Source organism: Arthrobacter ramosus (assembly GCF_039535095.1).
Taxonomy (GTDB): domain Bacteria; phylum Actinomycetota; class Actinomycetes; order Actinomycetales; family Micrococcaceae; genus Arthrobacter; species Arthrobacter ramosus.
In genome coordinates, this window is sequence record NZ_BAAAWN010000001.1 from 3,272,789 (window position 1) to 3,291,182 (window position 18,394).

The following is an 18,394-nucleotide window of genomic DNA, read 5'->3' on the forward strand; positions in this document are numbered from 1 at the left end:
GCTTTCCTTCTGGGTGGTTGTCAGGCGCCGCTCAACAGCGCGAAAAGAATATATGCTGCCGGTGCCGCGAAGACGATCGAGTCGAGGCGGTCCATGACCCCGCCGTGTCCGGGCAGGATGCTGCTCATGTCTTTGACGCCAAGTTCCCGTTTGACCATGGACTCCGCGAGGTCACCGGCGGTAGCCGCGGCCACCATGCCCACGGCAAGCACCACGCCGACCCACCACGGCCTGCCCAGGACGAAGATGCTGGCGAGGATCCCGATGACCATGGCACCTGCCACCGAGCCAGCGAACCCTTCCCAGGTCTTTTTGGGGCTGATCTTGGGAGCCATCGGATGCTTGCCGAACAGCGCCCCGACGAGGTACCCGAAAGTATCGTTGGACACTACCAGCAGCAACATCACGGCAATCTGCCAGGCACCCGCCGGAACCTGCCCGGCGGGCCAGGGACCCGCCGTCGTCGCCCCCCCGCCTGTATGGAGAGGCAGGATGGCAAAGCTGATCAGGAAAGGCACCCAGGCAAGCGTGAAGATTCCGGAGAAGACGCTGCGCGGAGCTCCGGCAGCGCTTTCAAGGGAACGCCAGAGCAGGACGGCCGTGCTGCTCAGCACCATCGCGAAGAGCAGGCTTTCGGTGCCACCGAAGTAAGCCGCCAGCGGCATCGCCACGGTACCGGTCAGCACGGGGATGATCGGCATCCTGGTGCCCTGGGCTTCGAGCGCACGGAAAATTTCCCACACGCCGAGGACAGCAAACGCGGTGGTCAGGAGAACGAACCCCAGGGGCAGGAACAGCAGCCCGCCGAGAACGGCAAAGAGCATGGCGAGCCCGACGCCGATGGCGGCCGGAAGATTCCGGCCGGCCTTGGGCGTTGGGTTGCCTCGTTGGCGTCTGGCGCGTATGGGAATTCCCTGCGCGGGCGCCGGCTCAGCCTCGCTCATCAGACCTCGAGCAGCTCGGCTTCCTTGCGCTTGAGGAGCTCGTCGATACCGTCGACGTGTGCCTTGGTGATGGCGTCGAGTTCCTTTTCGCCACGGGCACCCTCGTCTTCGCCGGCTTCGCCGTCCTTGACGAGCTTGTCCAGGGCGTCCTTGGCCTTGCGCCGGATGCTTCGGATGGAAACCTTTGCGTCCTCACCCTTGCCCTTGACGATCTTGACGTATTCCTTGCGGCGTTCCTGGGTGAGCTCCGGGATGGTGATACGGATGACGTTGCCGTCGTTGGACGGATTGGCGCCGACCTCGGAGTCGCTCAAGGCCCTTTCGATATCGCGCATTGAGGTCTTGTCAAAGGGCGTGATCAGGATGGTCCTGGCGTCCGGAATAGCGAAGGAAGCCAGCTGCTGCAGCGGTGTGGGGGTGCCGTAGTATTCCACGATCACCTTGTTGTAGAGTCCGGGGTTCGCACGACCGGTACGGATCGACGCGAAATCCTCCTTGGCTACCTCGACCGCCTTGTCCATCTTTTCCACGGCTTCGAGCAAGGTTTCTTCGATCACGGTTTCTCCTCAGAAATAGTCGCGCCCCGGTCCACGGGCCGCAATGCACAATAAATTTCCGCCCCTGCGGGCGGAAGAGTCCTAGAAATATCCTAGCCCTTGCTAGGGGGTGACCAAGGTGCCAAGCTTTTCGCCGAGGATGGCCCGGGTGACGTTCCCTTCGCCTTCCATGCCGAAGACAACCATGGACAAATTGTTGTCCTTGCACATGGTCATGGCGGTCTGGTCCATCACGCGGATGTCACGGCGCAGGGCCTCGTCGTAGCTGAGCTTTTCGAGCTTCTCAGCCGTGGGGTCCTTCTTGGGATCCGCGGTGTACACACCGTCCACACCGCTCTTTGCCATGAGGACGACGTCGGCATGCACTTCGAGTGCACGCTGGGCGGCCACGGTGTCTGTGGAGAAGTACGGAAGGCCTGCGCCAGCACCGAAGATGACGACGCGGCCCTTCTCCATGTGGCGGATGGCACGGCGCGGAATGTAGGCCTCGGCTACCTGTCCCATGGTGATGGCGCTCTGAACGCGGGTCTCGACGCCCGCCTGCTCCAGGAAATCCTGCAGGGCCAGGCAGTTCATGACAGTGCCGAGCATTCCCATGTAGTCGGCGCGGGAGCGGTCCATGCCGCTCTGCGAAAGTTCGGCGCCGCGGAAGAAGTTACCGCCGCCGACGACGATTGCCACCTCGACTTCGGAAACGGCGGCGGCGATTTGCTTGGCGATGGCGCGGACGGTTTCCGGGTCCACTCCAAGCTTTCCGCCGCCGATGACCTCGCCGGACAGCTTCAGCAGTACACGACGACGGGTCTTCTCCGGATGGAGTGCAGTGTTCTCGGTTTCCATGGTGCCTTCCCGTTTGTGGACTCTGGCTAGATTATCTTGCTGGGGGCCGGGCAGAAAGCTGCCGGCTGTGGATGCACTCGGTGCGGGCCTGCCGTTGCATGCAAAAGGGGCGGCCACCGAAGTGACCACCCCTTTTGTATGTCTAACTAGTTTCCGACGCGGAAACGGGCAACGGCAGTTGCCTTGACGCCGGCCTCTTCGAGGACCTGTGCAACGGTCTTCTTGGAGTCCTTGGCGAATGCCTGGTCCAAGAGAACTTCGCCCTTGTAGAAGCCCGTCACGCGGCCTTCTACGATCTTGGTGAGAGCGGCTTCCGGCTTGCCTTCGGCCTTGGCGGTCTCTTCGGCGATGCGGCGCTCGGACTCGACCAGTTCGGCCGGGACGTCTTCGCGGCTCAGGTAGTTCGGGGCCATGGCTGCAACGTGGACGGCAACGTCGTGGGCTGCGGTAGCAGCGGCGTCGCCCTCGCCCTCAACGGCGAACAGGACGCCGACCTGGGCCGGGAGGTCCTTGGAGGTCTTGTGCAGGTAAGCGTCAACCGTGCCGCCTTCAATGCGGGCAATACGGCGGACAACAACCTTTTCGCCGAGAACGGCGCCTTCTTCGACGACGACCTCGGAAAGGGGCTTGCCGTCGACGTCGATGGCCAGCAGGGTCTCGAGGTCGGCAGCGCCGGACTCGACGGCGACGGCCAGGACCTTGTCGGCCAGCTGGATGAACTTGTCAGCCTTGGCGACGAAGTCGGTCTCGCAGTTGACCTCGATCATTACGCCAACGCCGCCGGTGACCTTGGCTGCAACCAGGCCTTCAGCGGTGGAGCGGCCTTCACGCTTGGTAGCGCCCTTGAGGCCCTTGATGCGGATGATCTCGATGGCCTTCTCGGCGTCGCCGTTGGCCTCGTCAAGAGCCTTCTTGACGTCCATCATGCCGGCGCCGGTGCGCTCGCGCAGGGCCTTGATGTCAGCAGCAGTGTAGTTCGCCATGTGAACCCCTCTGTCTAGAAATTTATGTGTTTACGGACTGACAGGACGGCAGCCCACCTGGTGGGCCGCCATCCTGTCAGTAGCTCCCCGCACCGAAATTGGTGCAGGAAAGGTCCGGATTTACTTGTCTGCTTCGGCTTCGCCAGCAGCAGCTTCGGTGGCCTCGGCGGCCGGGGCTTCGACAGCTTCCGCCGCCGGAGCTTCGACAGCCTCGGCGGCCGGAGCTTCAGCAGCTTCGGCCTTGCTGCCTTCGAGGAGTTCGCGCTCCCACTCAGCCAGCGGTTCTTCCGGGGCCTCTGCAGCACCGGTTGCGCGCTGGTTACGGGCGATGAGGCCCTCAGCAACGGCGTCGGCAACCACTCGGGTCAGCAGGTTTACGGAGCGGATGGCGTCGTCGTTGCCCGGGATCGGGAAGTCAACTTCGTCGGGGTCGCAGTTGGTGTCCAGGATGGCAACAACCGGGATGTTCAGCTTCTTGGCTTCGTCCACAGCCAGGTGTTCCTTCTTCGTGTCAACCACCCACAGAACGGAAGGAGCCTTGGTCAGGTTGCGGATACCACCGAGGTTGGTTTCCAGCTTGGTGAGTTCACGCTTGAGGAGCAGGAGCTCCTTCTTGGTGTAACCCGAGCCTGCGACGTCCTCGAAGTTGATCTCTTCGAGTTCCTTCATACGCTGGATGCGCTTGGCAACGGTCTGGAAGTTGGTAAGCATACCGCCCAACCAACGCTGGTTGACGTACGGCTGGCCAACACGGGTAGCCTGCTCGGAAATTGCTTCCTGAGCCTGCTTCTTGGTGCCGACGAACAGGACGGTGCCGCCGTGGGCGACAGTAGCCTTGACGAACTCGAAAGCGCGGTCGATGTAGGACAGCGACTGCTGAAGGTCAATGATGTAGATGCCGTTGCGCTCCGTGAAGATGAATCGCTTCATCTTCGGGTTCCAACGACGGGTCTGGTGTCCAAAGTGGACGCCGCTGTCAAGCAGCTGGCGCATAGTTACGACGGGCATGCCGACGCTCCTTCCGGCAGGTCATTCATGAGAGAGCCACACGGGCCGCTCTTACCCTGCCAATAGTTGACGGTTAATTAGCCGGACCCGAACGGGCCTTGGCTCCTGGCATCCATTGCACTTCTCATCCGGCCAATGACTCGCCGGACCGCAAGAGGCACAATCCTCCGCAGCATTGAATCCGCGAGGATTCGCAATTGGAGGGTTGGATACGCGTAGTCAGCCTGGGACCCCCGCGCAACTGAATGAGAAGCGCTTCTGAACAAGCTTGAGGGCACAGCAAACTGCTCCACCAAGTGTACTACAGCGCCTCCAGCCTTATGACCGCAAAAGCCCCGGATTCAGCCTCCATCCTTCGGCAGGTTTCCCGCACTGTTTTCCACATAGCCGAACTGGCGGCTTTCGGACCCTGCGGCGCCAACGAAGGCTTGTTCCATGAGAACCGCACATCTTCCGGCCTACGTTCTTTTGCTGGTTACCTTGGGCGCGGCGCCTGCCGTTGCATCGCCACCGCCGGGCGCGAGCACCCCGCCCGGCACCCGCCCGGGCTGGGCGTGGCCACTCTCCCCCAAGCCCGCCGTCGTGCGCGGCTTCGACCCTCCGGACAAGCCGTGGTTGAGCGGGCACCGTGGCGTGGATTTACAAGCAGCCGACGACGGCGTCACGGTCGCCGCCCCCGCCGACGGCACCGTGAGCTTCGTGGGCGTCGTGGTGGACCGTCCCGTGGTCACCATCGACCATAGGGGCGGGCTACGGAGCAGCTTTGAGCCCGTGGACAGCCAACTCGCAGAGGGGGCCATTGTGAACAAGGGCCAGGCCATCGGCGTAGTCAGAATCGGCCACTGTGCGGAATCACCGTGCCTCCACTGGGGAGTGCGGCATGGGGAGGACTACGTCAACCCGCTTGCCTTCGTTACGGATCTCCGGCCGTCCGTGTTGCTGCCTCTGGACGATTTGCTGGCGCTAGACGATGGCGGAAATCCCCGTGATGGCCCGCCCCGTGACAAGGGTGTTGATTTCGTGGGTGCCTTCGTACGAGTAGATGGCCTCGGCGTCGGCGAAGATCTTGGCCATCTCATAGTCCGTGACGATGCCGTTGCCGCCCAGGATGCCCCGGCCCAGGGCAACGCTTTCGCGCATGCGGGCCGTGGTGAAGGCTTTCGCCAGCGCGGATTGCTCGTCCTTGGCCGCACCGGAATCCTCAAGCTGCGCGAGACGGACCATCATGCCCATGGAGCTGACGGTGTTGCCCAGGATCTGCACGAGTTGTTGCTGGACCAATTGGAACGATGCCAGGGGCCTCCCGAACTGCATCCGTTCAACCGCGTAGCGGCGGGCGACGTCGAACGCCGCAAGCTGCTGGCCCACAGCCTGCCACGCGACCGAAAGCCGCGTGACTTTGAGGACCTTGTTGGTGTCCCTGAAGCTGTTGGCGTTGGCCAGTTTGAAGAAGTCCGGGACCACCACGTTCTCAAGGGTGATATCGGCATTCTGGACGGTCCGCAGCGAGATCTTGTTCTCGATCTTGCTGGCCTTGAATCCGGGGAGGCTCGTGTCCACCAGGAAACCCTTGACCTGATTGTCGCCGAGGTCGCGGGCGAAGACCACAACCCAGTCCGAGAAGGTGGCGTTGCCGATCCAGCGCTTGGCCCCGTTGAGGATCCAGTTGCCGCCGTCGCGCCGCGCAGTGGTACGGGTGCCGCCGGCGACGTCCGAACCGCCTAATGGCTCGGTCAGTCCGAAGGCGCCGATTTTCCTGAGGGAGTAAATGTCCGGCAGCCAGGCGTCCTGTTGCTCTTGAGATGCCAGCGCCTCGATGGAGCCAGTGAACAGGCCATCGTGAACGCCCATGAATGTGGCAATCGAGGCATCGGCGCGGGTTGCCTCTGCGTGGACAAGGCCAGCGAAAAGGTTGGAATAGCCTTGCCGCCTTACCGGGCTGACCAGGTCAATCTCGGCCAGTTTGGGGATCAGGTCCATGGGGAACTCGCCACGGTTCCAGCAATCGACGGCAATCGGTCTGACCTCACGGGAAAGGAAAGCCCGGATTTCAGCAAGCCGGTCCTGTTCCTTGCCCGTGAGCAATTGCTCAAAGCCATAGAAGTCGCCATCGGCGTACGGGAGATTCTCGAGGTCGATTGCTGCCTTGGACATGGCACTCCTTCGGGTAAGTTACTGGTGAGTAACTTACAGGAATGACAGTCCTCCGCACAAGCGGAAACAGTTGCCGTTAACCTCCGGGTCCCCCGGTGTTTGCCCTTTGCACGGTTCACTCCCAGCCCGCCCCCATAGCTTGTCAGGGACATCGTTTCCCCAATCTAAGGACGATTTTCAATGCCTGTTACACCCAACAAGCTCAAGCGGACCTCGATGGTATTGGTGGGCGCCGCAGTCGCTGCCTCCACTCTTGCCTCCGTTGCCCTGCCGGCATCCGCCGCTGACGAGGGCGAAGCGCAGGCCCCCGCCGCCGGATTCTCCGTGAAGACCTTCTCCCCGGTCGGCACCGAGTCAGCACCTGACGACATCACGCGGATGGGCGACTCCGTGTACGTCTCGTTCCAGAATGGCGTTGGCCCCTTGGGCGAGGCCTCTGCAAACGGCGCCACCGCCAGCACCGTTCAGCAGTTCAGCCTCGACGGAAAGCCCGGCAAGTCCTGGCAAGTCACGGGCAAGGTCGATGGGCTTACGGCCGATCCGGAACACCACCGTCTCCTCCTCACCGCCAACGAGGACGGCAACTCGAGCTTCTCAACCCTCAGCCCTGACCAGGCGAAGCCGCTGACCACGTACACATATTCGGGCCTCACCCACGGTGGTGGAACCGACGCGGTATCTGTCGTGAACGGCAAGATCCTCGTCAGCGCCTCAGCGCCGGTTGATACTTCGGGTCCCGCCGCCTATTCCGTCGCATTGGAAGGTGCCACCGCCAAACTGACGCCTCTCTTCGGCGACAGTGCTACGGCTACCGCAGCCAATGGTCCCCAGGCTGGAAAGGCAACCACGCTTGGCCTCACCGACCCGGACTCCAACACCCAGGTTCCGGCGGCCGCTCCGCGGTTCAAGAACTCCTTCATGCTTGACGCGCAGGCAGACCGGCAGTTGATCTTCGCTTCCAACCCGGGCAGCGGCAAGCAAGCTCTCCAGGTGCTTTCGGTTGCCCAGCCGTTGGATGACACCGTGTTCGCGGCACACTCGAACCAGACCCTCCTGGTCACGGACCCGAAGGACAATAAGGTCTTCTCCATCACTGGCCCGTTCAAGGCCGGCGAAGCCGTCTCCACCGTGGTACCCGACGCCGGCCCGGCCTACCTGGCAAGCCTGGACCTGGGCACGGGAGCTCTCGCCCCGATCAAGGAACTCGCCTCCATCCAGCCCAAGGGCCTGATGTTCACCGGCAGCGCCGGGGACAACTCGAACGACGGCCAGCGCTCCGAGTAAACGTCACCTTCGGAAGAGCCCCTGACTGCGCTTCCGCGCGTCAGGGGCTTCTTTTGTGTAGGGCTAGCTGAACCCGAAGCCATGCGTCGATGTGTTCGAGAGCGGCTCGTGCCATCGGCGTCGCGTGCCCGGTGAACCCGTGAGGGGAGGCGGGATAGATTCGCAGATCGACCTCGACACCGGCGGCCGACAGCCGTGTGGCCATGGCGAGATTGTCTTCCAGGAGGATGTCGTCGCCGCCGATCACGATCAGGATCGGCGGTAGGCCCGCGAGGTCGGCGAAGAGCGGTGAGAGGTCGGGGTGGGCGCGATCCGGGGTAGTCCCCGCATAGGCGTCGAGAAAATACTCGTCGGCGATCAGGCGTCCGGCCTGCGTCTTCGCGGCGAGGTCATAGGTGCCGAACTGCAGCACGCCGCCGCTGAATGCCGTGACCCCGCGGTCGCGCAACCGCACAAGCGTAGACACCGCCAGCGTCGCACCGGCAGAGAAGCCACCGATAGCGAGTTTGGCTGTGCCAAAACGGCGTTCGGCATGCTCCACCAGCCACAGCGCTGCTGCCTCGCAGTCGTCGGGTGCGGAAGGCCACGGGTGCTCCGGAGCGAGTCGGTAATCCACGCTGACCACTGCAACACCCAGCGCATCCGCAAGCCGCCTGTTGCGAACATCGCTTCCGGCGGCCGAGCCCATGTAGAAGCCGCCGCCGTGGATTTCCAGGAAGACGCCCGCCACCGGCATGCTAACCGGCACGTGGATCCGCACCGGAACGCTTCGGCCAAGTGCGCTTGCCAGTTCTGCGATTGGCCGTGGATCGCACTCCGCAGGTACCACCGCTCTCGCCCGGAATGCGAACAGCTCTTCCCGACTGCCCGGACCACGGCCAGCCGGGCGCTCGGCGTAGAAAGCGCGGGATTCATCGACGAGTGACCACAGTTCAGGATCGATCAGCGAGGGCAATTCGAAGCTCACAGGATAACTCTAGGATGCGCATCGGGTGAGCGAGGAAGAGGCCGCCGTGGCGCGTTCGGCCTGCTAGGAGCAGTATGGAGGGATGAACGCTCCCAGCGCCGAAAGTCCGGCGCAGGGTGGCCCCGTTGTTTCCGGCGCCCGCCTGCACCCGTGGGGCCGCTATGTGGCCCTGGGTGATTCGTTTACCGAAGGGGTAGGAGATCCGGAGCCTCGCAGCCCGGGGGGCTTGCGAGGCTGGGCGGACCGGGTCGCGGAAGAACTGAGCGCCGGGCACGAAGATTTCGCTTACGCGAATCTTGCAGTCCGCGGACGGTTGCTCCATCAGATCCTGGATGAGCAGGTGGGCCCCGCACTGGCCCTGCAACCGGATCTGATCACTCTCAATGCCGGGGGCAATGACCTGATCTTCCGCAGGAGCGATCCCGACAAACTCGCCGTCCGGATGGACGCCGGCGTGCAACTCCTCGCCGCTGCCGGCGCAACAGTTGTACTGTTTGCCGGACCGGACTGGGGCGCTACGCCCGTGCTGGGACACACCCGCGCCAGGGTGGCCATCTTCAACGAGAATCTGCGCACCATCGCCGCGCGCCACGATGCAGTAATCGCCGACCTCTGGGCCCTGCGCCAACTCACCCACCCTCGAATGTGGGATCCGGACCGGCTGCACTTCTCCCCCCTGGGCCAGCACACCATCGCCATCATGGTGCTCGATACCCTCAACGTCACCCACACCTTGGAAGCGATGACACCGAAAGACCTACCCGGGCGCACTTGGCGCGAAGCAAGGACCGATGACATTGTCTGGGCGCGCGAGCACTTGTTCCCATGGGTCCTGCAACGTCTCAAGCAACGAATCTCCGACGACGGGCGGCACGCAAAGCGGCCGGATCCGGGCCCCGTGTTCGGCGCCTGGATGCCGCCCGGAACGTTCGTTGGAAACGATCCAGCGTCAACTAACTAGCTACATCGGGACGTCTACCTAACGGAGCGTCAGAAGGAACGAGTGTTGACCACTCGTTTTTGCGGCTACCTGTTAGTCGTAGCCTCTAAAGTACGCGTGTGTGAACTAATCACAACCGGGTGCCACCCGCCGGAACCCAGATCGGACTCCCTTTTCGAGCGGCACCTTCTTGGAAATCAACGAAGGATCACTCGGCTTCTGGTGCATTACCCAGGCTGGGGAGGAGTTGACCATGAGGACCACGGATGAGCAACAGGGGGCAACTGTCTCGCGGCTCGAGGGCCGCGCACGGCCCGACGTCACTGGAGTTCGGTTCGGCAAACACTTTCGCAAACGCTGGACCGCTTTTGGCAGCACGGCGCTGATTGTTACCGGCCTGCTGGCCGGGGTCGGGTTCGCCGCACCGGCGCATGCAGCGGCGAACACGGTGGTGTCGCTGACCTTCGATGACGGCAACGCGGACCAATTGACGGCCGAAGCCACGATAAAGAGACTGGGCCTGGTCGGCACGTTTTTCATCACCACCGGGTGGATCGACCAGCCCACCTACCTCACCACAGCCAACCTGCAGCAGATCGCCGCCGACGGCAACGAGATCGGCGGCCACACCGTGACCCACCCGGACCTGGTGTCCCTGACCGCCGCCGAGTCGACACGACAGATCTGTAACGGGCGTATGGCGCTGATGAACATGGGCTTCAAAGTCACCAGTTTCGCCTACCCCTTCGCTTCCGAAGACCCGGCCACCGAAACCCTGGTGAAACAGTGCGGCTTCAACAGTGCCCGCGGCCTAGGCGACACCGCCAGCAAGGACCCGGCCTCGGCGACGCTTCCCGCGGCCGACACCATCCCGCCCGCCAATCCCTACGTAACTGCGGCACCGGATGAGGTGGACAGCACCTGGACCCTGCAGAATCTGGAGAACCAGGTGACCCACGCCCAAACAACCGGCGGCGGGTGGGTCCAACTGACCTTCCACCACATCGCCGTCGGCACGGACCCCACGCTGACGATCACCCCCACCCTGTTCAACCAGTTCGCCACCTGGCTGGCCCAGCAAAAGGCGGCCGGTACCGTCGCCGTGAAGACCGTGGACCAGGTCATCGGCGGCACGCAGCAGCCCGCAGTCCAGGGCCCAGCCGTACCTCCACCGCCCCCTCCGGGAACGAACATGATCCAAAACCCCGGCCTGGAAACCCTGGTCAACACGATCCCGCTGTGCTGGGCTGCTGGCGGGTACGGAACCAACACCCCCACCTTCGCCGTTGTCTCCCCAGGCCACACCGGCACGAACGCCGAGCAGCTCACCCTGACCGGCCGGTCGTCAGGGGACGCGAAACTCCTGCCCGCCCTGGACCTGGGCGGCTGCTCACCGACCGGCACAACCGGACATAGATATCAGCTGAAGGCCTGGTTCAAATCAACCGCGCCAACCCAGTTCGAGCTCTATTACCGTATCGGCAACGGGTATTGGAAGTACTGGACCGCAAGCCCCCTCCTCGTCGCCGCGGCGAACTGGACCCAGGCCACCTGGACCACACCTCCCCTACCGGCCGGTGCCTCGGGGATCAGTTGGGGCCTGAACATCCAAGCCAACGGCACGATCACCACCGACGACTACGAGATGTACGACATCGGCCCCTGATTCTCGATCACCCAGTTACAGATTCCTGGGCAGACGTTCTACCAGCGGAAGGTGAAACATATCGGCCCCCGCGCCTACCGGATCGGCTCAGCCGGATGGGGGCGTGAACTGGCTGGCGGTGAACTCCGCTCCCTGGGGGTCTCGGATCAGTGCGGTGCGCGTCCACTCGGTGTCGTTTTGCCGCAGGACTTGGGCACCGAGCCGCTTGGCGACAGCCACCGTCTGGTCGCGGTCAGCCACGGTGAACGAGACGTGCCAGTGCGACAGTTCATCGGGCGCGGTGGTCGCGATCCACGCGATCGCATCCTCGAAGCCAGGCGGGGCCGCCACACCCGATTGCCGTGCCCTGATGTCAGGATCGACTGTCGCTTCAAGATGATCCCCGTAACCGGACCTGCGGATCAGCACCGCGAAGCCGAGGTCGTCGACTTGCCAGCCAAACGCGTCGTCGTAGAACGCAATCGCCGCGCTGGGGTCGGACGTGTGGAGATCGCTGAAATTCCAGGCCCCCGGCTGATTGACCACCTGGGCCCCGAAGCGTCGTTTGGCCTGCCAGATGCGGAACTCGGCGCCCTGCGGATCTGTCAGCGCCGCGCTGCGGCCGCCCTCTCCGGCATCGGCAGGTGCCGAAAGCACTGTGGCGCCGGCCGCGACCAGCCGATGCGCTGCGACATCCGCGTCGTCGACTGAAACGTAGGTGTTCCACGCCGCGGTACCCTTCCTGGCGCTGGCTATCCCGCCGACGTCTTCGTCGTCGAGTTTGGCTATCAAGTAACGGCCCGGCGCTCCCGGCGGCATGGCGTCCTGGAAGGTCCAGCCGAAGAGTCCGCCGTAGAACTCAGCGGCTGCCTCGACGTCAGGCTGCTCGGTGTCGATCCAACATGGGCCCTGCAGGCACTATTTCGCAGTGACTGCTAGGAACCTGATCGGCAGTTCCAGCAACTCCAGCGGGCCGTGGGGTCCTTCGCCGTCGAGCAGGAGAGAGTCGCCTGCCTCCATGGTGTACTCGTAGGCGCCATGGCCGTAGACCATCTTGCCCGAGAGCATATAGATGAATTCTGTGCCGGGGTGCTGGAACAACGGAAAGACATCCGAGGCGTCAGTCAGCGTGACCAGCGTGGGTTCGAGGGCATCCGTGCGGCCCTTGAGGGTCCCCAAAACGCGGTATTCGTGCCCGTGCTGGGTTCCGCTGCGCACGGTCAGGCTGCCCTCACCGTTCCTGGTGAACGTTGCGTCCCTGTCGGTGTCCGCGCCGCGAAATAGGGCGGTGACGGGGATTTTCAGCCCGTCGGCAAGACGCTGCAGGGTAGTCAATGAGCAGGAAGTAGAAGCTGATTCAATCTTGGAGATCATCGCCTTGGACAGCCCGGTCCGGATCGCAAGTTCAGCGGAGGACAGGCTTTGCGCCCTCCGGTAGTGCCGGACCTGCAGGGCGATGATGCGCTCCAGTTTGCCGGGGCCGTCCTTTGTGTCAGCCCCTGCCTCGGCGTCCGATTCCGCAGTCAGGTTTGTCTCGCCATCGACATGGTTGATCATCCAGCCATCATAGGTGCCTGCACACGATCCTTGGTGAGTAACATGGCTTCGCCAAGCAACCCGGCAAATGCGTCCGCAAGGGCCAAGGCCCCTGCTTCTGCGTCCGCGTCGTCGACCAGTTCCTCGGGGGAATGCGAGATCCCCGTGGGGTTCCTGACGAACAGCATGGCCGTGGGGATGTGGGCTGCGAGCACTCCGGCGTCGTGGCCCGCCCCGGTGTCCAGGACGGGTGCATCCGGGAGCAGGGTTTGGAGCCGATCGCGCAGGCCTGTGTCGAAGTGGACGGTGGGACTGAGCGATTCAGTGCCGAACGTCACCGTGCAGTTTTCCTCGGCGGCGATGACCTGGGCGTTGAGGTGGACGGATTCGACGAGGGCTGCGGTGACTTCGTCCCGTGGGTGGCGGACGTCGATCCACATGTCGACCCGGGAGGCGATGACGTTAGTGCCTCCCGGGACCGGATGCAGGCGGCCCACGGTCGCGCGGGCGTCCTTGTAGTTCCTGGCGGTGTCCCGGATGCTGATCATGATTTTGGCGGCGGCGATCATCGGGTCTTTCCGGTCCTTCATGAGGGTGGTTCCGGCGTGGTTGCCTTGCCCGTACACGGAGAGCTTCCACCGGCCGTGGCCCAGGATGGAGGAACCGATCGCCACCGGCTTGCCCAGATCAGCGAGGCCCCTCCCCTGTTCGACGTGGAGTTCAACGAACAGGCCTAGCTGCTGGAGGGTTTTGTGGTCTGCGCCGATGAACCGGGGGTCTTGTCCGTTGGCCGCCGCGACGTCGGCGTAGGTGTTGCCGTCGGCGTCTTTGAGGTTGCGGGCCTTGTCCGGATCGAGGGCTCCGGTGAGGAGTCGGGAACCCAGGCAGGCGACGCCGAAGCGGGAGCCTTCCTCTTCGGGGAAGACTGCGATGGCCAGGGGGCGGCGCGGCCGGATGCCGCGCGTCTTGAGGAGGTCGACGGCGACGAGGGCCGAAGCGACGCCCAGGGGGCCGTCGTACTCACCGCCGCCGGGAACGGAGTCGAGGTGGCTGCCGGTGATGACGGCGTCCTTCCGGGTGCCGGTGGCGGTGTCCCACCAGGCCCAGATGATGCCGTTGTGGTCGGTGGTGACGTCCAGGCCGCGCCGGGCCGCCTGTTCGATGAACCAGCTCCGCAACTCGGTCTCAGCGGCCGAAAAAACCGGTCGGGAGTATCCGCCGCGGTGCGGGTCTGTCCCGACGCGGGAGATGTCCCGCATGAGGCCGGTTACGGTTACGGTGCCGGTTGCCGCTTTGCTCGCCGAGGAAGTCAAGGCCTTGTCCGTTTCTGTAGGAGTATTTTCTGGGCCCGGTCAGCTGGTGCTGAACGGGTCAGCCGGCGCTCACCTTCGCGGTCGCCTGACGGAACCGGCCCGGGACGTCGCCGGTCCTGGTGGCCAGGTCGGCCGCCCATTGCCCGATCAGCGGCGCGAATTTCGCACCATGCCCCGAACAGGGGGACACGATGGTGAGGCCGCCGGTCCGGTCGATGAGGAAGTCCTCGTTCGGGGTATTGGTGAACAGGCAGGTCGTTTCCGCGTATGGCTCGGGGTCCAGGCCAGGCAAGTACTTCCGGACGTAGTCCACGACGCGCTGTCGGTTGACCGGGTCCACCAGGCCGGTTTGGGCAGCGGCTGACGGGATGAATTTGCCGCCGTTGTATTCGGCGACCTTCTGTCCGGCGAAGCCGGCATCCCGACCTCCGGGCAGCCCGTATGTCTGGATGTCCGCGCCCTTATGGATGAACGTGGGCCATGGACCGTCGTCGGAACGGTAGGGGAAGTGGTAGGCCTGCTCCTGCCGGACGGCGAACTCCGGTAGCCGGGCAAGGAACCCCGCCGGAAGCGGCAACTGTCCCAGCAATGACGGCAGCCAGCCGCCCGCGCCGATGATGACGTTTCCGGCGTCGCGCGTTTCCCAACCGTCGGAAACCACACGGTAGCCGGATCGCCGCTTTTCCACGCGCGAGACGTTCCAGCCGGTCAGCAGTCGGGCGCCGCGCTTCACTGCCTGTTCGATCATGGCGTTGACTGCACTCTCGGCGTCGATCACGCCTGCGCCGGGGTGCCACAGGACGGCGGTGTCGAAGGCGATGTGCGGCCAGCGTGCTCTTGCCTCGGCGGCGCTGAGGAGTTCGTGCTCGACGCCGGTCTCGGCGAGGATCCGGGCGAGCTGCTCCGGTTGCCGCTCGGGGCCGTAGTCCACCGCCCCGTAGGGCGTGATCAGTTCCAGCCCGCTGGCCCGGTCCAATTCGTCCCACAGGGACTTGGATTCAATGACCGCCCGGGTGTAGAACTCGTCCGGGTAGGCGTAGCGGAAGATCCGGGCGGACCCATGGGAACTGCCGTCGTGGCTGGCCGGTTGAGTGCGTTCCAGGATCGTGACGTCATGGCCGCGGGCGGCCAGCTGCCAGGCGGTGGCGGCGCCGGCCAGGCCGGCCCCGACCACAACGAATTCAGAGGATTCCGGCATTACTTGGCTCCGGGGATCCAGTTGGTGCCGGCCAAGGGAACGCGTGCCATGGCGGAGGCCTCGATGGTGAGGGCCACGAGGTCTTCGGGTTCGAGGTTGTGCAGGTGGGATTTGCCGCAGGCCCGGGCGATCGTCTGGGCTTCCATCGTCAGGACGCGCAGGTAGTTGGCCAGTCGCCGACCACCGGCAACGGGGTCCAGCCGGGAGGAGAGCCCGGGGTCCTGGGTGGTGATGCCGGCGGGGTCGCGTCCGTCCTGGAAGTCGTCGTAGAAGCCCGCCGCCGATCCCAGGGCGGCGTATTCGGCGGCGTAGCGGGGGTCGTTGTCCCCCAGCGCGATAAGTGCGGCGGTGCCGATGGCAACGGCGTCGGCACCCAGGGCCATGGCCTTCGCGACGTCGGCGCCGGTGCGGATGCCTCCGGAAACGATGAGCTGCACCTTGCGGTGCAGGCCGAGTTCCTGAAGCGCCTGGACGGCCTGCGGGATGGCGGCCAGGGTGGGGATCCCGACGTTTTCGATGAAGACCTGCTGCGTGGCGGCGGTGCCGCCCTGCATTCCATCGACGACGACGACGTCGGCTCCGGCCTTCACGGCCAGGGCGGTGTCGTAGTACGGCCGGGACGCGCCGATCTTGACATAGATCGGGGTTTTCCAGTCGGTAATTTCGCGGAGTTCGCCGATCTTGATTTCCAGGTCGTCCGGTCCCGTCCAGTCGGGGTGACGGCTGGCGGAACGCTGGTCGATGCCCACCGGCAGGGTACGCATGCCGGCGACGCGCTCGGTGATCTTCTGGCCCAGCAGCATGCCGCCGCCGCCGGGCTTCGCGCCCTGGCCGAGCACGATTTCGATCGCGTCGGCCTTGCGCAGATCGTCCGGGTTCATGCCATACCGGGAGGGCAGGTACTGGTAGACGAGGTGCTTGGACTGGCCGCGCTCCTCGGGTGTCATGCCGCCGTCGCCCGTTGTTGTGGAGGTTCCCACCTCGCTGGCGCCGCGCCCCAGGGCCTCCTTGGCGTTGGCCGACAACGCGCCGAAGCTCATGCCGGCGATGGTGACCGGGGTCTGCAGGTGCAGCGGCCGGGAGGCATGGCGGTCGCCGAGGACGACGTCGGTGTCGCACTTTTCGCGGTAGCCCTCCAGAGGGTAGCGGGACATGGAGGCACCGAGGAACAGCAGGTCATCGAAGTGCGGAACCTTGCGCTTCGCGCCCCAGCCGCGGATGTCGTAGACGCCGGTGGCGGCGGCGCGCTGGATGTCGGAGATGGTTGCGCGGTCGAAGGTGGCGGATTCGCGCAGGCCAAGCTCTTCCGTGTGCTGGGCGGGGATGCTTGGGGCGGGGAGGACGGTGTCCTGGGGCGGTGAGGTGATGGTCATGGGAGTGTCCTTTAGTACGAGGCCGAGTTGTGGACGCTGAAGTGGTAGAGGTTCCGTGCCGAGCCGTAGCGTTTGAAGTCCGCAGGGTTGTCGGTGCGGCCGGCGGCGGTGAGCAGCCCTTCGAGTTCCTCAAGGTGTTCGGCTTCCATCGGCTTTTCGATGCAGTCCGCACCCAGGGACGCCACGGTTCCCTTGACGTAGATCCGGGCTTCGTAGATGGAGTCGCCCAGCGCATCACCGGCGTCCCCGCAGACCACCAGCCGGCCGGCCTGCGCCATGAACGCCGACATGTGGCCGATGTTCCCGCCGACCACGATGTCCACGCCCTTCATGGAGATCCCGCAACGGGCCCCGGCGTTGCCGTCGATCACCACGAGCCCGCCGTGACCGGTGGCCGCCGCCGACTGGGAGGTGTCGCCTCGCACGTGCACCTTTCCGGACATGATGTTCTCCGCAAGTCCGACGCCGGCATTTCCGGTGATGGTCACCTCGCCTTTTTGGTGCATCCCGGCCGCGTAATAGCCGGCGTGGCCCTTGATGGTGACGCTGATGTCCGCATCGATGCCGACAGCAAGGCTGTGCTTTCCGCCGGGGTTGGCGACGGTCCAGACCTGGCCGTCGATGGCGTTGTGCAGGGCCTGGTTCAGGTCCCGCACCGGGCTGTCGTTAAGGTCAACGCTGAAGGAGTCAACCACGGCAATTTGCTGCGCTGCTGCCGGGGTGAGGGTTTCGGGGGCTGTCAGAGTGACCATGTGTAGACCTTTCCGGGTTCCGGTTCAAAGATGCGGGCTGTTTCGATGCCGGGCAGGGATGCCAGGGCACGGTATTCGGACGCCATGGCCACGTAGTCGTCGGTCTCGGCGATGATGGCGGGCTTGCATGCGATCGGGTCCCGGACCACGGCCATGCTGTCTGCGGTGGTGACCACGAGGGTGTAGAAGCCGTCGAAGACCTTGCCGAGGTTGGTCAGCGCCGTTTCCAGGTCGTCGCCCTGCTGCAGGCGTGAGGCGATGTAGCGGGCGCCGACTTCGGTGTCGTTGTCCGAATCGAACACCACCCCTTCGCGTTTGAGCTCCCGCCGGATGGTGGCGTGGTTGGAGAAGGACCCGTTGTGGACCAGGCACAGGTCATCTGCCACCGAGAAGGGGTGGGACCCGCCGGCCGTGACGGCGGACTCGGTGGCCATGCGGGTGTGGGACAGGCCCTGGCTTCCGGCCATGTCCTCCAACCCGTGCTCGGCGGCGATGTCCATCGGGTGGCCCACGCTCTTCATGACGGCCACGTGCTCGCCGCGGCCGGTGATGGTGGAATCCGGGAGGGTTTCGCGCACGGCCTTCACCAGCAAATCAGTGCCGACGGCGGCGCTGACCAGGGTGGTGTCGCCGACCACCCTGACGTCCGGGGCCGCGGACGGGGACAGCAGGTTTTCCAGTGATGCGGCGATCTCACCGAGCGGCAGGCGCTGGCTCTTGCCCAGGAGGCTGAGGGTGGAAGTTCCTTCCGAGACGAGGCCAGGGGTGTCGTAGACGGCCAGGCCGGCGGAGTCCGGTCCGCGATCCACGATCTGGCACATCATGGAGGACAGGAGACTGCCCATCTGGGGGTGTAGCGAGGGGTTGCGCAGCTGCAGCGCGGCAATTCCGCACATTTTG

At 64.5% G+C, this 18,394-nt stretch carries 17 protein-coding genes and 1 pseudogene; 4 read left to right on the plus strand and 14 right to left on the minus strand.

Translation table 11 applies throughout. From position 1 onward, the window contains the following. Positions 1 to 20: 20 nt before the first annotated feature. The 5 genes from ABD742_RS15180 to rpsB form a co-directional block, all read right to left on the minus strand. Complete coding sequence (locus ABD742_RS15180; protein ID WP_234753059.1) at positions 21 to 944, minus strand: phosphatidate cytidylyltransferase; 924 nt, start codon at positions 942 to 944, stop codon at positions 21 to 23. After that, the gene (gene frr / locus ABD742_RS15185; protein WP_234753058.1) at positions 944 to 1,501 is read right to left on the minus strand and encodes a ribosome recycling factor; all 558 of its coding nucleotides are present in this window, start codon (positions 1,499 to 1,501) and stop codon (positions 944 to 946) included. The genes ABD742_RS15180 and frr overlap by 1 nt, the downstream gene beginning before the upstream one ends. Before the next feature lie 102 nt (positions 1,502 to 1,603). After that, positions 1,604 to 2,341 carry a UMP kinase gene (gene pyrH / locus ABD742_RS15190; RefSeq protein WP_234753057.1) on the minus strand — a complete coding sequence of 246 codons (738 nt, stop codon included), beginning with the start codon at positions 2,339 to 2,341 and terminating at the stop codon, positions 1,604 to 1,606. Between the two features lie 146 nt (positions 2,342 to 2,487). After that, entirely contained in the window at positions 2,488 to 3,324 is an 837-nt protein-coding gene (tsf, locus tag ABD742_RS15195; protein ID WP_234753056.1) for a translation elongation factor Ts, read from the minus strand. A gap of 120 nt (positions 3,325 to 3,444) precedes the next feature. Next, the gene (rpsB, locus tag ABD742_RS15200) at positions 3,445 to 4,332 is read right to left on the minus strand and encodes a 30S ribosomal protein S2 (protein WP_234753055.1); all 888 of its coding nucleotides are present in this window, start codon (positions 4,330 to 4,332) and stop codon (positions 3,445 to 3,447) included. Positions 4,333 to 4,767: 435 nt separating this feature from the next. On the opposite strand from rpsB, the pseudogene ABD742_RS15205 reads away from it, so the two are divergent. Beyond that, positions 4,768 to 5,223 (plus strand): annotated as a pseudogene (locus tag ABD742_RS15205) (M23 family metallopeptidase); the annotation flags it as partial. Between the two features lie 72 nt (positions 5,224 to 5,295). Here ABD742_RS15205 and ABD742_RS15210 read toward each other — a convergent pair. After that, positions 5,296 to 6,486: an acyl-CoA dehydrogenase family protein gene (locus tag ABD742_RS15210; protein WP_234753054.1), complete on the minus strand. Its 1,191-nt coding sequence runs from the start codon at positions 6,484 to 6,486 to the stop codon at positions 5,296 to 5,298. Positions 6,487 to 6,666: 180 nt separating this feature from the next. Here ABD742_RS15210 and ABD742_RS15215 point away from each other — a divergent pair, with 180 nt between their 5' ends. Continuing rightward, positions 6,667 to 7,770: a hypothetical protein gene (locus tag ABD742_RS15215; protein ID WP_234753053.1), complete on the plus strand. Its 1,104-nt coding sequence runs from the start codon at positions 6,667 to 6,669 to the stop codon at positions 7,768 to 7,770. 40 nt (positions 7,771 to 7,810) lie between these two features. On the opposite strand, the gene ABD742_RS15220 is transcribed toward ABD742_RS15215, so the two are convergent. Then, positions 7,811 to 8,737, minus strand: a complete 927-nt coding sequence (locus ABD742_RS15220) for an alpha/beta hydrolase (protein ID WP_234753052.1) — start codon at positions 8,735 to 8,737, stop codon at positions 7,811 to 7,813. An 82-nt stretch (positions 8,738 to 8,819) separates the two neighbouring features. Between ABD742_RS15220 and ABD742_RS15225 the strand changes: the two genes are divergently transcribed. Further along, positions 8,820 to 9,698 carry an SGNH/GDSL hydrolase family protein gene (locus tag ABD742_RS15225; protein ID WP_234753051.1) on the plus strand — a complete coding sequence of 293 codons (879 nt, stop codon included), beginning with the start codon at positions 8,820 to 8,822 and terminating at the stop codon, positions 9,696 to 9,698. A 232-nt stretch (positions 9,699 to 9,930) separates the two neighbouring features. After that, complete coding sequence (locus tag ABD742_RS15230; protein WP_234753050.1) at positions 9,931 to 11,343, plus strand: polysaccharide deacetylase family protein; 1,413 nt, start codon at positions 9,931 to 9,933, stop codon at positions 11,341 to 11,343. 87 nt (positions 11,344 to 11,430) lie between these two features. Here ABD742_RS15230 and ABD742_RS15235 read toward each other — a convergent pair whose 3' ends face one another. From ABD742_RS15235 to ABD742_RS15265, 7 genes are read right to left on the minus strand one after another with little or no spacing between them, the layout of a single operon-like run. Beyond that, complete coding sequence (locus ABD742_RS15235) at positions 11,431 to 12,237, minus strand: VOC family protein (RefSeq protein WP_234753171.1); 807 nt, start codon at positions 12,235 to 12,237, stop codon at positions 11,431 to 11,433. 3 nt (positions 12,238 to 12,240) lie between these two features. Then, positions 12,241 to 12,879 (minus strand): helix-turn-helix domain-containing protein, encoded by a 639-nt coding sequence (locus tag ABD742_RS15240; protein WP_234753049.1) that lies wholly within the window; start codon positions 12,877 to 12,879, stop codon positions 12,241 to 12,243. Beyond that, positions 12,876 to 14,171, minus strand: coding sequence for an allantoate amidohydrolase (locus ABD742_RS15245; protein ID WP_268819411.1), 1,296 nt, complete (start codon positions 14,169 to 14,171; stop codon positions 12,876 to 12,878). Before ABD742_RS15245 ends, ABD742_RS15240 begins: the two co-directional genes overlap by 4 nt. A gap of 58 nt (positions 14,172 to 14,229) precedes the next feature. Beyond that, complete coding sequence (locus ABD742_RS15250) at positions 14,230 to 15,369, minus strand: FAD-dependent oxidoreductase (RefSeq protein WP_234753048.1); 1,140 nt, start codon at positions 15,367 to 15,369, stop codon at positions 14,230 to 14,232. Beyond that, entirely contained in the window at positions 15,369 to 16,742 is a 1,374-nt protein-coding gene (locus ABD742_RS15255) for an FMN-binding glutamate synthase family protein (protein WP_234753047.1), read from the minus strand. The genes ABD742_RS15250 and ABD742_RS15255 overlap by 1 nt, the downstream gene beginning before the upstream one ends. Before the next feature lie 11 nt (positions 16,743 to 16,753). Beyond that, the gene (locus ABD742_RS15260; RefSeq protein ID WP_234753046.1) at positions 16,754 to 17,494 is read right to left on the minus strand and encodes a GltB/FmdC/FwdC-like GXGXG domain-containing protein; all 741 of its coding nucleotides are present in this window, start codon (positions 17,492 to 17,494) and stop codon (positions 16,754 to 16,756) included. Further along, positions 17,482 to 18,390, minus strand: a complete 909-nt coding sequence (locus ABD742_RS15265; RefSeq protein ID WP_234753045.1) for a class II glutamine amidotransferase domain-containing protein — start codon at positions 18,388 to 18,390, stop codon at positions 17,482 to 17,484. Before ABD742_RS15265 ends, ABD742_RS15260 begins: the two co-directional genes overlap by 13 nt. Between the last annotated feature and the right edge of the window lie 4 nt (positions 18,391 to 18,394).

Excerpts from the sequence above, each read along its gene's own strand:
- ABD742_RS15180 (WP_234753059.1), bottom strand. The coding sequence starts at position 944 with ATGAGCGAGGCTGAGCCGGCGCCCGCGCAGGGAATTCCCATACGCGCC.
- pyrH (WP_234753057.1), bottom strand. The coding sequence starts at position 2,341 with ATGGAAACCGAGAACACTGCACTCCATCCGGAGAAGACCCGTCGTCGT.
- tsf (WP_234753056.1), bottom strand. The coding sequence starts at position 3,324 with ATGGCGAACTACACTGCTGCTGACATCAAGGCCCTGCGCGAGCGCACC.
- rpsB (WP_234753055.1), bottom strand. The coding sequence starts at position 4,332 with ATGCCCGTCGTAACTATGCGCCAGCTGCTTGACAGCGGCGTCCACTTT.
- ABD742_RS15210 (WP_234753054.1), bottom strand. The coding sequence starts at position 6,486 with ATGTCCAAGGCAGCAATCGACCTCGAGAATCTCCCGTACGCCGATGGC.
- ABD742_RS15215 (WP_234753053.1), top strand. The coding sequence starts at position 6,667 with ATGCCTGTTACACCCAACAAGCTCAAGCGGACCTCGATGGTATTGGTG.
- ABD742_RS15225 (WP_234753051.1), top strand. The coding sequence starts at position 8,820 with ATGAACGCTCCCAGCGCCGAAAGTCCGGCGCAGGGTGGCCCCGTTGTT.
- ABD742_RS15230 (WP_234753050.1), top strand. The coding sequence starts at position 9,931 with ATGAGGACCACGGATGAGCAACAGGGGGCAACTGTCTCGCGGCTCGAG.
- ABD742_RS15240 (WP_234753049.1), bottom strand. The coding sequence starts at position 12,879 with ATGATCAACCATGTCGATGGCGAGACAAACCTGACTGCGGAATCGGAC.
- ABD742_RS15250 (WP_234753048.1), bottom strand. The coding sequence starts at position 15,369 with ATGCCGGAATCCTCTGAATTCGTTGTGGTCGGGGCCGGCCTGGCCGGC.
- ABD742_RS15255 (WP_234753047.1), bottom strand. The coding sequence starts at position 16,742 with ATGACCATCACCTCACCGCCCCAGGACACCGTCCTCCCCGCCCCAAGC.
- ABD742_RS15260 (WP_234753046.1), bottom strand. The coding sequence starts at position 17,494 with ATGGTCACTCTGACAGCCCCCGAAACCCTCACCCCGGCAGCAGCGCAG.
- ABD742_RS15265 (WP_234753045.1), bottom strand. The coding sequence starts at position 18,390 with ATGTGCGGAATTGCCGCGCTGCAGCTGCGCAACCCCTCGCTACACCCC.